Annotated in this window: 14 protein-coding genes; 6 read left to right on the top strand and 8 right to left on the bottom strand. The window is 70.2% G+C overall.

Features of this window, described 5'->3' with window-relative positions; translation table 11 throughout:
• Window position 1: 1 nt before the first annotated feature.
• From folE to IAI58_RS15125, 3 genes are all read right to left on the bottom strand, one after another.
• Window positions 2–643: a GTP cyclohydrolase I FolE gene (folE, locus tag IAI58_RS15115; RefSeq protein WP_207445756.1), complete on the bottom strand. Its 642-nt coding sequence runs from the start codon at window positions 641–643 to the stop codon at window positions 2–4.
• Between the two features lie 90 nt (window positions 644–733).
• Entirely contained in the window at window positions 734–1,144 is a 411-nt protein-coding gene (apaG, locus tag IAI58_RS15120; protein ID WP_207445757.1) for a Co2+/Mg2+ efflux protein ApaG, read from the bottom strand.
• A 100-nt stretch (window positions 1,145–1,244) separates the two neighbouring features.
• Window positions 1,245–2,138, bottom strand: coding sequence for an MBL fold metallo-hydrolase (locus tag IAI58_RS15125; protein ID WP_207445758.1), 894 nt, complete (start codon window positions 2,136–2,138; stop codon window positions 1,245–1,247).
• 207 nt (window positions 2,139–2,345) lie between these two features.
• Here IAI58_RS15125 and IAI58_RS15130 point away from each other — a divergent pair, with 207 nt between their 5' ends.
• Window positions 2,346–3,578: a hypothetical protein gene (locus tag IAI58_RS15130; RefSeq protein WP_207445759.1), complete on the top strand. Its 1,233-nt coding sequence runs from the start codon at window positions 2,346–2,348 to the stop codon at window positions 3,576–3,578.
• Between the two features lie 21 nt (window positions 3,579–3,599).
• Here the strand turns inward: IAI58_RS15130 and IAI58_RS15135 are convergent, their stop codons facing one another.
• Genes IAI58_RS15135 through IAI58_RS15145 form a run of 3 tightly spaced genes read right to left on the bottom strand, consistent with a single transcriptional unit; the run spans window position 3,600 to window position 7,210 of the window.
• A complete protein-coding gene (locus tag IAI58_RS15135; protein ID WP_207445760.1) occupies window positions 3,600–4,565 on the bottom strand; it encodes a DMT family transporter in 966 nt (321 codons plus the stop codon).
• Window positions 4,562–5,527 carry a DMT family transporter gene (locus IAI58_RS15140; protein ID WP_237182865.1) on the bottom strand — a complete coding sequence of 322 codons (966 nt, stop codon included), beginning with the start codon at window positions 5,525–5,527 and terminating at the stop codon, window positions 4,562–4,564. The genes IAI58_RS15135 and IAI58_RS15140 overlap by 4 nt, the downstream gene beginning before the upstream one ends.
• Before the next feature lie 45 nt (window positions 5,528–5,572).
• Entirely contained in the window at window positions 5,573–7,210 is a 1,638-nt protein-coding gene (locus IAI58_RS15145) for a hypothetical protein (protein ID WP_207445761.1), read from the bottom strand.
• Between the two features lie 127 nt (window positions 7,211–7,337).
• Between IAI58_RS15145 and IAI58_RS15150 the strand changes: the two genes are divergently transcribed.
• The 3 genes from IAI58_RS15150 to IAI58_RS15160 are packed head-to-tail and all read left to right on the top strand — an operon-like array spanning window position 7,338 to window position 9,372.
• Window positions 7,338–8,054 (top strand): class I SAM-dependent DNA methyltransferase, encoded by a 717-nt coding sequence (locus IAI58_RS15150; protein WP_237182252.1) that lies wholly within the window; start codon window positions 7,338–7,340, stop codon window positions 8,052–8,054.
• A gap of 23 nt (window positions 8,055–8,077) precedes the next feature.
• Window positions 8,078–9,040: a glycosyltransferase family 2 protein gene (locus tag IAI58_RS15155; RefSeq protein ID WP_207445763.1), complete on the top strand. Its 963-nt coding sequence runs from the start codon at window positions 8,078–8,080 to the stop codon at window positions 9,038–9,040.
• Window positions 9,037–9,372: a DMT family transporter gene (locus IAI58_RS15160; RefSeq protein ID WP_207445764.1), complete on the top strand. Its 336-nt coding sequence runs from the start codon at window positions 9,037–9,039 to the stop codon at window positions 9,370–9,372. The genes IAI58_RS15155 and IAI58_RS15160 overlap by 4 nt, the downstream gene beginning before the upstream one ends.
• A gap of 84 nt (window positions 9,373–9,456) precedes the next feature.
• Here IAI58_RS15160 and IAI58_RS15165 read toward each other — a convergent pair whose 3' ends face one another.
• Window positions 9,457–11,613, bottom strand: coding sequence for a malate synthase G (locus IAI58_RS15165; protein ID WP_207445765.1), 2,157 nt, complete (start codon window positions 11,611–11,613; stop codon window positions 9,457–9,459).
• A gap of 35 nt (window positions 11,614–11,648) precedes the next feature.
• Window positions 11,649–12,194, bottom strand: coding sequence for a histidine phosphatase family protein (locus IAI58_RS15170; RefSeq protein ID WP_207445766.1), 546 nt, complete (start codon window positions 12,192–12,194; stop codon window positions 11,649–11,651).
• A 146-nt stretch (window positions 12,195–12,340) separates the two neighbouring features.
• Between IAI58_RS15170 and IAI58_RS15175 the strand changes: the two genes are divergently transcribed.
• A complete protein-coding gene (locus tag IAI58_RS15175; RefSeq protein WP_207445835.1) occupies window positions 12,341–12,871 on the top strand; it encodes a chemotaxis protein CheW in 531 nt (176 codons plus the stop codon).
• A complete protein-coding gene (locus tag IAI58_RS15180; protein ID WP_237182254.1) occupies window positions 12,871–14,334 on the top strand; it encodes a CheR family methyltransferase in 1,464 nt (487 codons plus the stop codon). The genes IAI58_RS15175 and IAI58_RS15180 overlap by 1 nt, the downstream gene beginning before the upstream one ends.
• Window positions 14,335–14,336: the final 2 nt, after the last annotated feature.

Below are 14,336 nucleotides of genomic sequence, written 5' to 3' on the forward strand. Positions count from 1 at the left end.
CTCAGCCCTCGAAGCCGCCGGCGCGGGGGGCGCCGATGATGGCCATGAATTCCCGCCGCGTGGAGGGGTTCCGCCGGAAGGCTCCCAACATGCGGCTGGTGACCATCGTGACCCCGGGCTTGTGCACGCCGCGCGTGCTCATGCACTGGTGGGAAGCCTCGATCACCACCGCGACGCCGAGCGGCTGAAGCACGTCGTTGATGGTGTTCGCGATCTGCGCCGTCAGCTTCTCCTGGATCTGCAGGCGCTTGGCATAGATATCCATCACGCGCGCCAGCTTGGAGATGCCGACCACGCGGCCCTTCGGAAGATAGGCGATATGGGCGCGGCCGATGATGGGCACCATGTGGTGCTCGCAATGGCTCTCCAGCCGGATATCGCGCAGCACCACCATCTCGTCATAGCCATCCGTCTCCTCAAAGGAGCGGGCCAGCAACTCGACGGGGTCCTCGCCGTAGCCGGAGAAGAACTCCTCATAGGACCGCACCACCCGGGCGGGGGTATCGACCAGCCCCTCGCGCTCCGGATTGTCTCCGGCCCAGCGCAGCAGGGTGCGGACAGCCGCCTCGGCCTCCTCCCGCGTCGGGCGGGCCTGGGTGGCGTTGTCGGCTTCGGCCGCGGGGCGCGGGGCTTGGATGTTCACTGCAGATGATGTCCGTGCAACGCCCGGGAAGAAAATCCGGGCCGTGGTTCCAGATGGGCAGGATCGGGCGCGGTGCAAGCCGCCATGCGGTCAGTGCAGGGCGCCGCCCTGGTGGGGGCAATCCAGGCTGAAAGCGGGAATGGCAACGTCGAAGGCCTCGCCGCTGTCATGCTCCACCATGTGGTAGGTGCCGCGCATGAAGCCCGAGGGCGTCGCCAGCGGTGTGCCGGAGGTATATTCGAAGCTCTCGCCCGGCTCCAGGACCGGCTGCTCCCCCACCACCCCCGGCCCGTGCACCTGCTGCATCCGTCCCATGGCGTCGGTGATCTGCCAGCTGCGCTTCAGCAACTGGACCGTCACCTGGCCCTGGTTCTCGATGCTGACGCGGTATGCCCAGACGAAGTGCGATTCCTCCGGCCGCGACTGGTCCTCCAGGTAGAAGGCCCGGACGGAGACTCGCACATTCCGCGTCACGGCGGTGAACAGCGGCGATTCAATCATGCCAGGCCCCTTTTCCGGCCCCGCGCGGCCGTGGCGGGAGTGAACGGATAAACTCCGTGGCGCCGGTGATCCAGCCCTGCTTCGTCATGGCCGCGCTGCGTCATCCCGGCACAGGGCGCCAGACCCCGGCCTCGTCCTGCGCCGCCTGGCCCTCGGCACGCAGCTTCAGCAGGTGGGCGCGCAGGCTCTGGCCGGCGGCGCGCACCAGGCGCGGGTCCAGCGGGCCATAGACCGGGGGCACCAGCGCCTCGGCCGTCGCGGGGCCGTGCCGGCGCAGCGCCGCCATCACCAGCGCCTCCCGCTCTCCCCGATGCGCCAGCAAGGCCCGCAGCAGCGGGCCGGGCTCGGCCAGCGGCGCGCCATGGCCGGCCAGCATCAGCGACCAGTCCATCGCCGCGATGCGCGCCAGCGCCGCCATATAGGCGGCCATATCGCCATCCGGCGGCATCACCACGCTGGTCGAGCAGCTCATGGCATGGTCGCCGCTGAACAGGATGCCGGTATCCTCCAGCGCCAGGCAAAGGTGGTTGGCGCAGTGGCCTGGAGTATGCAGCGCCCGCAGCCGCCAGCCCTCCCCCTCCAGCACCGCGTCGTCGCCCAGGCGATGGTCGGGCTGGAAGTCGTGGTCAGCGCCCTCCCCGCCTTCCGCGGGCGGAGTGAGGTGGGCGCCGAAGGCGAAGGTGGAGGCCCCGGTGGCCGCGCGCAGGCCCGGCACGCCGCCGGTATGGTCACGATGGGTATGCGTCACCAGGATGCGCGTGATCCGCTCCCCGGGCAGGGCCGCCTGCAGCGCGGCGTGGTGGGCCGCATCCTCCGGCCCCGGATCGATCAGCGCCACCTCTCCCTCGCCCAGCAGGTAGCTGTTGGTGCCTAGGAAGGTGAAGGCGCCGGGATTGTCGCAGCGGATGCGGCGGATACGCGGCCCGCCGGCCACGCCGAGCTCCTCAACCACGCCGGCAGGCAGGGAGTCTTGCTTCAGGAAGGGAATGCTCATGCGCCGCCGATCCGCAGGGATACCGGCGCCAGAGGGCACCATCCGGCCGCGCCTGTCCAGATCCGGGACGCGGGAACACAACCGGCACCGGCCCATCAATCTTGAACTTAACAACTATAAGTTGTGAAGATGCAACACCCCTATGCATTCAGTTTTCAGGGTCGATTTTCCCGTTTAAGTTGCAGATTGACTCATCAATATGGGCGCATGCAGAAGATCCGCCTCGCGTGCCTCGCCGCCACGCCGACCATCGCCGCCCTCCTGGCTCTGCCCCGACCGGCCGCTGCCGCCAGTCCATTCGAGCTGAACCTGAACGTGGATGGGCAGACCTATACGCGAAACTACAATGACCTATCGGACTTGCTGAGCCTGCTGAACCGTGGCGCCCTCCAGCGGATCGCGCCCAACTATACCAGCGGGTCTCAGGTGAATGCCGAGGTGAACGTCCGGGGCGTGCCCATGACGGTCAGCACCGTGGACGGCGATCCGACCGCGCTGCGCCTCACCTCCCCCGACGCCGATTACGAGCGTGTCTTCGACGCCGGCAGCCTGAGCGCCACCCAGCGGCAGTTGCAGGAATTTGCCAAGGGCAACGAGAACGGCGAAGAACTGAAGCAGCTGGTGAAGGCCGTCGTCGCCAACAGCACGGCGGACCCGGTGGCGGGCAACCCCTCCTCCTTGCTGGGCCAGTCGGTGATCGCCGATTACACCATCGGCACCCTGCTGCCCGGCGATGACGGAGGCATGGCGCCGCGTGCCGCCGGCTGGCACTTCAGCATCGGCGCGGCGATGCAGCAGCAGAGCGCCAGCAGCTTCGACATCGACACCTACAGCCTGCCGATCGGCGCGTCCTATACCTTCGGGGTGGATGGGCCGGAGGTCTTCCTGCACATCCCGCTCTTCATCACCGATACCGCGGGCGCCACCTCCTATATGGGCACCGGCGCCGTCGGCGTGCGCGTGCCGATCGTCAGAACCCCGCAGCTGCGCTGGGCGCTGACGCCCTCCATCCGCTGGGGCGCCGCGGGGTCGGATGAGGTGGGCGCGGTCGGCGCCACCTATGGCGGCTCGCTGACCAGCGACCTCCGCATCGCGCTCGGCAACATGACGCTGGGCATCGGCAACAGCATCGCCCGCTACCAGACCTCACCGCTGAAGGTCGGCGAATACAACATCAAGTATGACCTGCAGAACTGGTCCTACCGCAACGGTGTCTCGCTGACCGCGCCGGTCGGGGAACTCGGCGGCCAGCCTGTCAGCCTGGGCGTCTCCTTCATCGACACGCGCATGACGGGCGATGCCCTGGCGGTGGACAGCTGGCAGGAATACGGCATCTCCGCCAGCTTCGGCAGCACCATGCCGCTGCGGTTCAGCGCCAGCTACCTGGATGGCGAGCGTGGCTACCATGGCTTCCGCCTGGGCGTGACCGCGTCCTTCTGAGGCGCTGCGAGGCGGGGCGGCTCAGTCGCCCTGCCCGGACGCGGCGGCGGCGCCCTGCGGCGCCACGGCCGCGGCGCCCCGTCCAGGCCGCCGCCGCATCTCCCGCTGGAGGATATAGAGGCCGGCGGCGACGATCATCGCCGCGCCCAGCACCATCGTCGGCCCCGGCACATCGCCCCAGAAGATCCACCCGAACAAGGCCGCCCAGAGCAGCGCGGTATAGGTATAGGGCCCGAGCGAGGACACCTGCGCGCTGGCGAAGGCCTCGGTCGAGAGAAGCTGGGCAATGCCGCCCACCAGCCCCATCACCAGCAGCAGCAGCCATTCCCCCGGCGTGGGCGTGACCCAGACGAAGGGCAGCGCCAACGCGCTCAGCACCGTCATCAGCAGGGATTGCCACAGCACGATACTGGCGCTGGTCTCGGTCGAGGAAAGCTGGCGCACCAGCAGCGTGGTGCCGGCGGCGAAGAAGCCATGCAGGGAAGCGGCGGCATAGCCCGCCAGCAGCACCCACTCCGCCACCCCCGGCGGCGGCGCATGCGGCTGGCCCATCAACCCCGGCCCCAGAGCGATCACGAGGATGCCGAGGAAGCCCAGCACCACCGCCGCCCAGCGGTGCGGCCCCGGCCGTTCCCCCAGCACGGGGATAGCCAGAAGCGTGACGAAGATGGGCGTGCTGTAGGTCAGGGCCTGCTGTTCGCCCAGCGGCAGCACCGTGGCGGAGAAGAACATGCAGCAACTGGCCATCAGGCCCGTGCAGGCACGGCCCAGATGGCCGGGAAGGCGCCGGGTCCGCAGCGTCGCGCTGCCGCGCATGGCCAGCACGACCACCACGGGCAGGGCGAAGAAGCTGCGGAAGAAGACGATCTCCATGAAGGGCAGCCGGCTGCCCAGCAGCTTCACCGCCACCGCCATCAGGGAGAAGAGCAGCGTGGAAGCCAGGATCAGCACCGCACCACGGCGGATATCATGCCGCATCGCCGTCATAACGCGGCCGCCTGCCTTGCCAGCCGGGCCCGCAGCCGTTCCCGGTACAGGTTGTAGAGCCCGGCGGCGATGACGATGGCGGCACCGGCGAAGGTGGTGTTGCTGGGCCAGTCGCCCCAGATCAGCAGGCCCAGCGGCAGGCCCCAGATCAACGGGCTATATTCGAAGGGTGCCAGCACCGAGACCGGCGCCATGGCGAAGGCACGGGCGAAGAGCATATGCGCCATGGCGTTGCCGCAGCCCAGCGCCGCCAGCGCCAGCATGATGCCGCCGGAGGGGAAGAGCGTCTCCGGCGGCGGAAAGGCGGGCATCAGCACCAGCCCGGCCGGGATATGCGCGACCATCAGCCAGAAGGTGATGGTGGCCGGCGTATCGGTGCGCGCCAGCACGCGGGTCCAGAGGCGGGTCAGCGCCAGCAGCACCATGGCGCCCAGCAGCACCCCGGTTTCCCACCGCCAGAGTGAGCCGCCCGGCTGCAGCATCACCAGCACGCCGGAAAAGCCGATCAGGGTGCTGGTCCAGCGCCGCCAGCCTACCGTCTCGCCCAGCAGCGGGATGGCCAGCAGCGTCATGATCAGCGGTGAGACCGCGGCCACCGCGTAGCTGTCGGCCAGGGGCATGCCCAGGAACCAGGCGGCGTAGAAGGCACAGGAGACGACGCAGTGCAGCAGGCTGCGCGTGCTGACGAGCCGCAGATTCACCGGCCAGAGCGCCGCGAAGGGGGTGCCGCCGGCGCGGGCGATCACCGCCACCGTCACCGCGCCGAAGACCCCGCGCCAGAGCATGGCCCCGGCGATGCCGATCTGCGGCAGCGCCCATTTCACCGCCGCATCGGCGCAGCTGATGATGGCATAGCCTATCGCGACCAGCAGGATGCCCCGCACCGCGTCATCCAGCCGGGCCGGGAGGGGGGAAGCCCCAGGGGAAGAGACCCGCGAAGAGGTCAGGCGGATCTCAGACACCGCGCGGCGCCCCTGTGGCGCGGCGGTGGTGGGACTGGGGCAGCATCATTCCTCCCGTTCGAACAGCATATAGCCGTCGATCTCTCCGGCCTGGCGGTAGTGGCGCCATTCGGCGGCGAAGCGCGGATGACGGTTGAAGTAGGCGATCATGTCGAAGGGCTGCCCGGCGCACCAGGGCATAAGCGGGTCGCGCGCCACCAGAACGACCTTCGGCCGGGTCTCCGAGATATCCTGCGCCACGCCCTCGAAGAGATAGCGCTCGGCCGGGGACATCTGCGCCGGCGCGTGGAAGCGGGCACCATCGGCCGGGCAGCTGGCATAGATGGCCTGCAACAGCCAGGTGCTCATGAACCGCAGCACCGGCTGGTTCCCGGCATAGTTCAGCGCGGGATAGGCCGGGTAGATGTCCGGGGAGAGCACCATCAGCCTCCCCCCGGGCGCTTTCTGTTCCAGCCACTCCGTCAGGCGGCCGACCGGGGCGGTGTGATAGGCGAATTCACGCCAGGGTGCCTCCCCGCCCCGCATCACCAGCAGGCTCAGCGCCACGGCGGTGCCGGTGGCCAGCAGCGGCGCCGCGCGGCGGGCGGTGCGGGCGGGCAGCAGCGCATCCGCCGCCCGCGCCATCGTCAGGCCGCAGAGCAGCCCGCCCCACATCCAGACCGGCACGACGTGGTAGCTCCAGCCCTTGTGCTGCACCAGCGCGGCGGCCAGCCCGCCCAGCATGGCCACCGCCAGGACGCGCGGCATCCAGCCCACCAGCTTCGTGCTGAGCCGCAGCACCAACAGCCCCAGCGTGACGGTCATCAGGGTGGCCGTGAAGAGATGCACGGTCAGCAGCACCTGCCACCAGCTCGCACCCCCGAGGCCGAGGTAATAATCCCGAACCAGCGGCACCACCTGGCCGAAATAGGCCGGGAAGCCGAGCAGGATCAGCGCCAGGTAGCCGAGCCAGAGGGCCGCCATGCCCCAGGGCACGGGGTCCAGGAAGGCCGCCGCCCAGCCCCGCCTGCGCCCGGAGGCCAGCAGCACCAGCGCCTCCACCATCGCCGGCACGATCAGGAAATGCGGCTTCAGCGCGAAGCCCGTGGCGGCCAGCACGGTGCAGCCGGCCACCATCAGCGGCCCCGGCACCACGCTGGAGGGGCGCCAGCGCAGCCCCGGCGGCGCGACCACCGGCCCGACGCCGCGGATGCCGGGCCGCGCGCCCTCGATTCGCCGCTCCGCCAGGAAGAGATAGGGCAGCGCGGCGGCGGCCATGATCTGCTCCCGCTGCCCGAAATCATAGCCGGCGAGCAGCAACACCAGCGGCAGCAATGCCAGCATCATGGCCGCCTCGGCCGTGCCGCGTGGCGGGTTGAGGCGCAGGCAGAGCCAGCCCACCAGCACGCAGAAGGCCAGCAGCAGCACCAGCAGCGCCTGCACGCCATCCAGCGGCGTCCAGGCCGCCAGCGCCGCCGCCGGCAGGTTCAACAGGAAGATCAGCGGCGGATTGACGTCGATGAGGTCGGTATAGAGCACCTCCCCCGCCAGCATCCGCTGCGAGAAGCTGAGCACCGCCGCGACATCCTGGTTCATGGGCGGGGAGATGATCAGCGCCAGGAAGAGCAGCGCCGGCAGAAGGGCCGGCAGCGCCGAGAGCAGGCCGGAACCACGGGCGGTAGAAAGCGACGGGGTCTCGGTCATCTCGGGGTATCGCATCCTGGCATGGCGGCGCGGCGGCGGCAGCCATGCCCCTGGGTCATGAACCGCCATTGCGGCGGAGTTCGGGCACTGCCACAAGCACGCTGTGGAACGAACTGAATATGCATTGATGGACGCGGCGGAGGACCGGATGTGGTGGTACCGCGCCGCCCATGCCCGCGTGGTGGCGGCTCTGCGCGCCCGCCCCGGCCGCACTGCGCTGCCCCTGCTGGATGCCGGCTGCGGCACCGGCGGCATGCTGCGCCGCCTGTCCATTGCCCTGCCCGGCCGCGCCCTGGCAGGCCTGGAATACAGCCCGGAGGCCGCCGCGCGCGCGGCGCGGAAATCCGGCGCCGCCGTGGCGGCGGGGGATGCCAACGCCCTGCCCTACCCGGATGCCCGATTCGGTGCGCTGGTCAGCGTGGATGTGCTCTGCCACCGCGGCGTGCAGGAGGCGCGGGCATTGGCGGAGTTCCACCGGGTGCTGGCGCCCGGCGGCACGCTGGTGCTGAACCTGCCCGCCTTCGAATGGCTGCGGAGCGCCCATGACACGCGCGTCCACAATGCCCGCCGTTATACCGCCGCCGGCGCCACCGCCCTGCTGCGCGCCGCCGGCTTCGAAGCGATCGAGGCGCGCTACTGGAACAGCCTGCTGCTGCCGCTGATGGTGGCGCAGCGCAAGCTCAGGTCCCGCGCGCCGGACGCCGCCAGCGATGTCGCCCCCTTCCCGCCATGGTTGGATGCCACGCTGCATGCTGCCACGCGGACAGAGGCGGCGCTGGCCCGGCTCGGCCTCCGTTATCCGGCCGGCGGGTCGGTGCTGCTCACCGCCACGCGGTCTGCCTGAGACCCACCCCGGAACCGTCTCCCATGCGCGAAATCCCGCCACCCGTCCTCGGCCTTTCCATCGTCGTGCCGGTCTATCGTGGCGCCGGCACGGTGGGGCGGCTTGTCGAGGCACTCTCCGCCCTCCAGCCGGAAGGCGGGATCGAGATCGTGCTGGTCAATGACGGCAGCCCCGACAACAGCGGCGAGGTCTGCCGCGCGCTGGCCGCCACGGCCACCGTGCCGCTCACCTATATCGAGCACGCCCGCAACTTCGGTGAGCACAACGCCGTCATGACCGGGCTGCGCCATGCCCGTGGCCGCTACGTCATCACCATGGATGACGACCTGCAGAACCCGCCGGAGGAAGTGCTGAAGCTCTATGACCATGCGCGGCTGGGCCGGTGGGACGTGGTCTATACCTACTATGCCGAGAAGCAGCACGAAGGCTGGCGCAACCTGGGCTCGCGCTTCGCCAACAAGGTGGCGGACGAGCTGCTGGACAAGCCGCCCGGGCTCTACCTCTCCTCCTTCCGCTGCATGTCCGCGCTGGTGGTGCGTGAGGTGACGAAATACGCCGGCCCCTACCCCTATATCGACGGGCTGATCATGCAGGTGACGCAGTGCATCGACAGTATCGAGGTGCTGCACCTGGCGCGCGTGGAGGGCCGCAGCAACTACACGCTGCGCCGCCTCGTGCGCCTCTGGCTGAACCTCGCCACCAACTTCTCCCTGATGCCGATGCGGATGGCGATGTTCGCCGGTGTCGTCATGGGCATGATGGGCGTGGCCGGGGCCGTCTTCACCATTGTCGAGGCCATGACGAAGGAAACGCCATCCGGCTGGGCCTCGGTCATGACGATCACGCTGCTGGTGGCGGGCGTGCAGTTCCTGATCCTGGGCGTGATGGGCGAATATCTCGGCCGCGCCTTCCTCTCCGCCAATGGCAAGCCGCAGGGCGTGGTGCGGGATATCGTCACGCCACGCGTCACGGAGCCGCGGGCATGATCACCTCCTGGCTGGTGCTGGCGGGGGCGATCTGCACCTCCATGCTCGGGCAGGTGCTGCTGAAGATCGGCACGCTCGGCTCGGCCGGTTTCATCCACCAGCTCTTCCGCTGGCAGACGCTCCTCGGCCTCGGCTTCTATGGCGGCGCGGCGCTGCTCTACATCATCGCGCTGCGGAAGCTGCCGATGAGCGTGGCGCTGCCCTGCACGGCCGCTTCCTACGTCATCATCATGCTGGTCGGGCATTTCGGCTTCGGCGAGGCGATGGGGCCGCAGAAGCTGGCGGCCATCGCGCTGATCTCCGCCGGCGTCGTGCTGCTAGCGACGGCCTGAGAAGCGCGCGCGCCCCAGGTGCCACGGGGACGCGCGGCATTGCCGCGGCGGGGGTCCGTCATGGCCCCCGCCACGCGGCGGCCCTCAGCGCGCCGCCTTGGCCTCCTTCCGGCGCTTCGTCAGGATGAACTCGGTATAGCCATTGGGCTGCGTCGCACCCTCGAAGACCAGGTCCCGCGCCGCGTTGAAGGCTGGCCCGTCGAAGCCCGGCGCCATCGGCGTATAGGCGGGGTCGCCGGCATTCTGCCGGTCCACCACGGCGGCCATGCGGCGCAGGGTCTCCTCCACCTGCTCCCGGCTCACCACGCCATGTCGCAGCCAGTTCGCGATGTGCTGGGCGGAGATCCGCAGCGTCGCGCGGTCCTCCATCAGCCCGACATTGTTGATGTCCGGCACCTTGGAGCAGCCGACGCCCTGGTCCACCCAGCGCACCACATAGCCCAGGATGCCCTGGGCATTGTTGTCCAGCTCCGCCTGCACATCCTCCGGCGACCAGTTGCTGTCGGAGAGCGGGAGGGTCAGCAGGTCGTCCAGCCTGGCGCGGCGGCCGCCGGCCGCGATCTCCTGCTGCCGGGCCGCGACATCCACCTCGTGGTAGTGCAGCGCGTGCAGCGTGGCGGCGGTGGGCGAAGGCACCCAGGCGGTATTGGCGCCGGCCTTCGGGTGGCCCGACTTCTGCGCCAGCATATCGGCCATCTTGTCCGGCGCCGCCCACATGCCCTTGCCGATCTGCGCGCGGCCGCGCAGCCCGCAGGCGAGGCCGGAATCGACGTTCCAGTCCTCATAGGCCTTGATCCAGGCGGCGCCCTTCATGTCGTTCTTCCGCAGCACCGGGCCGGCTTCCATGTCGGTATGGATCTCGTCGCCCGTGCGGTCGAGGAAGCCGGTGTTGATGAAGGCCACACGGTCCTTCGCCTCCGCGATGCAGGCGCGCAGGTTGACGGTGGTGCGCCGCTCCTCATCCATGATGCCGAGCTTCACGGTGTTGCGCGGCAGGCCCAGCACATCCTCGACGCGGCCGAAGAGCTCATTGGCCCACGCCACTTCCCTGGGCCCGTGCATCTTCGGCTTCACGATATAGACGCTGCCCTTGCGGGAGTTCATGCGCCTGCCGCGGATGTCGTGCATGGCGATGGCGACGGTGCACATCGCGTCCAGGATCGTCTCGGGCGTCTCCTGCCCATCACTCAGCACCACGTCGGTCATCATATGGTGGCCGACATTGCGGACCAGCATCAGACTGCGGCCATGCAGCGTCAGCGTCGAGCCATCGGGCGCGGTGTACTGGCGGTCGGGGTTCAGGCGGCGCGTCACCTCGCGCCCCTCCTTGCCGAAGGTGGCGGCAAGGTCGCCCTTCATCAGCCCCAGCCAGTTGCGATAGACGAGGACCTTGTCCTCCGCATCCACCGCCGTGACGGAATCCTCGCAGTCCATGATGGTGGAGACGGCGGCCTCCATCACCAGGTCGGCGATGCCGGCCGGGTCGTCGCAGCCGATCGGGTGATCCTTGTCGATCACGATCTCCAGATGCAGCCCATTATGGCGCAGCAGGATGGCGGTGGGGCTCAGCGGCTCGCCGGCATAGCCGGCGAATTGCGCGGCATCGGCCAGCCGGCACTCGCCATCGGCGCTCTCCAGCTCCAGCACGCCATTGCGCACGGCCAGGGAGGTGACAGCGGCCCAGCTGCCGCTCTTCAGCGGCACGGCGGCGTCCAGCACCTCGCGCGCGCGGGCGATCACCGCGGCGCCGCGCATCTTGTTGAAGCCCTTGCCGCGTGCCAGGTCGCCCTCGTCCGGGATGGCGTCGGTGCCGTAGAGCGCGTCGTAGAGGCTGCCCCAGCGGGCATTGCCGGCATTCAGCGCGTAGCGGGCATTGTTGACCGGCACCACCAGCTGCGGCCCGGCGATGGAGGCGATTTCCTCATCGACATTGGTGGTGGCGGCGGCGACCTGCGCCGGTTCCGGCAGCAGGTAGCCGATCTCCTCCAGGAAAGCGCGATAGGCGGCGCGGTCGACCGGCCGCGCCGGATGCGCGCGGTGCCAGGCGTCGATCCGGGCCTGCAGGGCATCGCGCTCGGCCAGCAGGGCGGCGTTGCGGGGGGCGAGGTCTTTCAGGATGGCCTCGTAGCCCGCCCAGAAGGCATCCGGCGTCACGCCGGTACCGGGAAGGGCATCCTGCTCCAGGAAGGCCGCCAGCGCGGGCGCCACCTCCAGCCCGCCGATCCGCTTCATCTCCGCCATGGCCCCGCCCTCCATTTCTAAGCCGGATCGCAGGATTAACCTTCTTCGGCGCCCTGGCAAAGCGGCGGGCGGCGGTGAATGCGGCAGATGCCCATGGGCGGGGCCGGCGCCAGCAGGTCCACCGGGCGGCCTTCGATCAGCGCCGCCAGCACCTTCAGCGGCCCGCCATGGGAGACGATGATGGCCCCCGGCCGCAGTTCCGCCTGGAAGTCCCGCAGCCGCGCCACCAGCGCCGCGCCGCTCTCCCCTCCCGGCGGCGCGAAACCCCAGGGGTCGGCGGCCCAGGCATCGAGCGCAGCGCGCGGCACGGCATCCCAGGGCTGGCCCTCCCAGGCGCCGAAATCCAGCTCCAGGAGCCGGGCGTCCTGGATAACGGGAAGGCCCGTGGCGGCAGAGACGGCCCCGGCCAGGGCCATGCAGCGCCGAGCCGGGCTACTGAACAGCGCCGTGGCGGGGAAGCCGGCCAGCCCCGCCATGGCCGCGGCGGTGTCTCCCCCCGCGCCCGGCGGCAGGTCCAGCCGGCCGTAGCAGAGGCCAGGGGCGATGTCTGTCGGCAGATGGCGCAGCAGGGCATAAGTCATCGTCCAGGCGTTCTCGCGCCAATGTGCCCCCTGCGTCCATGCCGCGCGGTGTGGCCTCGCCCGCGGGACCGGTGTTAGAACTCCCCGGAAACAGCAGCTTGGCCAATGGAACTCCGATCCGCCCGCATGAAGTGGCCCAGTCTGGCATGACGCTGAGCGGCCAGGACCCCCTGCCCGCCGGTGGTGAGGCGCAGTTCCTGCTCTTTGCCCTGGCCGGGCAGCGCTGTGCCCTGCCGCGCGAGGCGGTGCGGGAATTACTTCCGCTGCCCCGCCTCTCCCGCCCACCATCCCTGCCGGCCGCCCTGGCTGGCTTCGTGAACCTGGGCGGGGAGCCGCTGCCGGTGCTGGCGCTGGCGCATCTGCTGGGCTTGCGGGATGGCGCGGCCGAGGAAGACGGGCTCTACCGGCATATCGTCGTGGTGCGGGACATGCTGCCGGGCGCCGATGCCGGCCTGCTGGTGGACCGGGTGCAGGATCTGCAGGCCGTGCCGCCGGGCTGGCTTCGCCCGGCTCCGCCGGAGCAGAGCCTGAATGGCTGCGTCGCCGCCGGGCTTGCCATGCCGGATGGCTTCGTCCCCGTGCTGGACCCCGCGCGCATCCTGCTGGCGCAGGAGCAGGCCAGCCTGGAGGAGCTGACCCGCCGGGCCTCCGGCCGGCTGAGGGAATGGACGGCCTGATGGCGCCGTCCCCTGCGCGCGTCAGGCCGGCCTTCCTGCCGGATGCCGATTTCCTGCGGCTGAAGGCGATGCTGATCGGCCGCACCGGGCATTTCTATTACGAGGACAAGGACGACCTGCTCTGGGACCGCGTGCGCCAGCGGCTGCACGCCCTGAACCTGATGGGCATCGCGCCCTATCTGGAACGGCTGGAGGACCCGGCGCTGGGCGAGGCCGAATGGGCCGCGCTGGAAGCCGAGATCACCATCGGCGAGACCTTCTTCTTCCGCTATGCCGAGCAGTTCGCGGCCCTCAGGGACATCATCCTGCCGGACATCCTGGCCCGGAACGCGGAAAGCCGCCGGTTGCGCATCTGGAGCGCCGGTTGTGCCAATGGCTCCGAACCTTATTCCCTGGCCATCCTGCTGCGGCAGATGCTGGGGGAAGCCATCGGGGAATGGCGCATCACCCTGCTCGGCACCGACCTGAACGAGGCGGCGCTGGAGACGGCGCGGGGCGCCGTCTTCTCCCCCTGGGCGTTGCGCTCCGTGTCGGCCGAGGACCGCGCGCGGGATTTCACGCCGGATCTGGCGGGGCGTGGCTGGCAGCTGCGGCCGCAGCACCGCAGCATGGTGCGCTTCCAGCGGCACAACCTGCTGGACCTGCTGACCCCTGGCGGCTCGTTGCAGATGACCGAGTTCGACCTCGTGCTCTGCCGCAATGTGCTGATCTATTTCCACCCGGACACGGTGCTGTCCCTGGTGCACAGCCTGGCGGAGCGGCTGGTGCCGGGCGGCTGGCTGCTGCTGGGCCATGCCGAGCCGTCGCCGGCCTATGAGCGGTTCCTGCATCCGGTGCCCCTGCCCGGCACGGCCGCCTGGCGGCGGGGCGCCGAGGGGCTGCCGCCTCTGCCCAAGCCGCCGCCGGCACCGCCCCCCGCCCCGGAAGCACTTCCTCCTCCTGCTCCTGCCCCCGTCGCCTGGGCGCCGCTGGTGCCGCCCCCGCAACCGCCCGGCCGGGCGGCCATGCCCGCCGCCCCGATGGCCGCCCCGATGGCCGCCCTGCCGCCCGCTGCCAATTCGGCCGATGACGCGCTGGTCCGGGCGCGGGCGCGGGCCGACCTGGGCGACCTGGAAGGCGCGGGCCTGGCCTGCCGCCAGGGGCTGGAGGCCGAGCCGGGGAATGCCGCGCTGCATTTCTACGACGCGCTGGTCGCCTGGGCCGCCGGCAGGACAGCCGAGGCCGAGCGTGCCTTCCGCCGTGCCATCGCGCTGCGCGACGATTTCGCCATGGCGCATTACCAGCTGGGCCTGCTGCTGCTGGCCGAGGGGCGCGGCGTGCCCGGCCGCAAATCCATCGCCGCCGCCGCCCGCATCGCCCAGGGGCAGCCAGAGGATGCGCCCCTGCAGGAAGCAGACGGCATGACCGCCGGCATGCTGCGCGCCGCCGCCCGGCTGCACCTCCATGGCTCCGGGACCGCCTGATC

The sequence above is a fragment of the Roseomonas marmotae genome (genome assembly GCF_017654485.1).
Lineage (GTDB): Bacteria > Pseudomonadota > Alphaproteobacteria > Acetobacterales > Acetobacteraceae > Pseudoroseomonas > Pseudoroseomonas marmotae.

Coding starts and splice junctions, on each gene's coding strand:
- apaG (WP_207445757.1), bottom strand. CDS start 1,144: ATGATTGAATCGCCGCTGTTCACCGCCGTGACGCGGAATGTGCGAGTC.
- IAI58_RS15125 (WP_207445758.1), bottom strand. CDS start 2,138: ATGAGCATTCCCTTCCTGAAGCAAGACTCCCTGCCTGCCGGCGTGGTT.
- IAI58_RS15130 (WP_207445759.1), top strand. CDS start 2,346: ATGCAGAAGATCCGCCTCGCGTGCCTCGCCGCCACGCCGACCATCGCC.
- IAI58_RS15135 (WP_207445760.1), bottom strand. CDS start 4,565: ATGACGGCGATGCGGCATGATATCCGCCGTGGTGCGGTGCTGATCCTG.
- IAI58_RS15145 (WP_207445761.1), bottom strand. CDS start 7,210: ATGACCGAGACCCCGTCGCTTTCTACCGCCCGTGGTTCCGGCCTGCTC.
- IAI58_RS15150 (WP_237182252.1), top strand. CDS start 7,338: ATGGACGCGGCGGAGGACCGGATGTGGTGGTACCGCGCCGCCCATGCC.
- IAI58_RS15155 (WP_207445763.1), top strand. CDS start 8,078: ATGCGCGAAATCCCGCCACCCGTCCTCGGCCTTTCCATCGTCGTGCCG.
- IAI58_RS15160 (WP_207445764.1), top strand. CDS start 9,037: ATGATCACCTCCTGGCTGGTGCTGGCGGGGGCGATCTGCACCTCCATG.
- IAI58_RS15165 (WP_207445765.1), bottom strand. CDS start 11,613: ATGGCGGAGATGAAGCGGATCGGCGGGCTGGAGGTGGCGCCCGCGCTG.
- IAI58_RS15170 (WP_207445766.1), bottom strand. CDS start 12,194: ATGACTTATGCCCTGCTGCGCCATCTGCCGACAGACATCGCCCCTGGC.
- IAI58_RS15175 (WP_207445835.1), top strand. CDS start 12,341: ATGACGCTGAGCGGCCAGGACCCCCTGCCCGCCGGTGGTGAGGCGCAG.
- IAI58_RS15180 (WP_237182254.1), top strand. CDS start 12,871: ATGGCGCCGTCCCCTGCGCGCGTCAGGCCGGCCTTCCTGCCGGATGCC.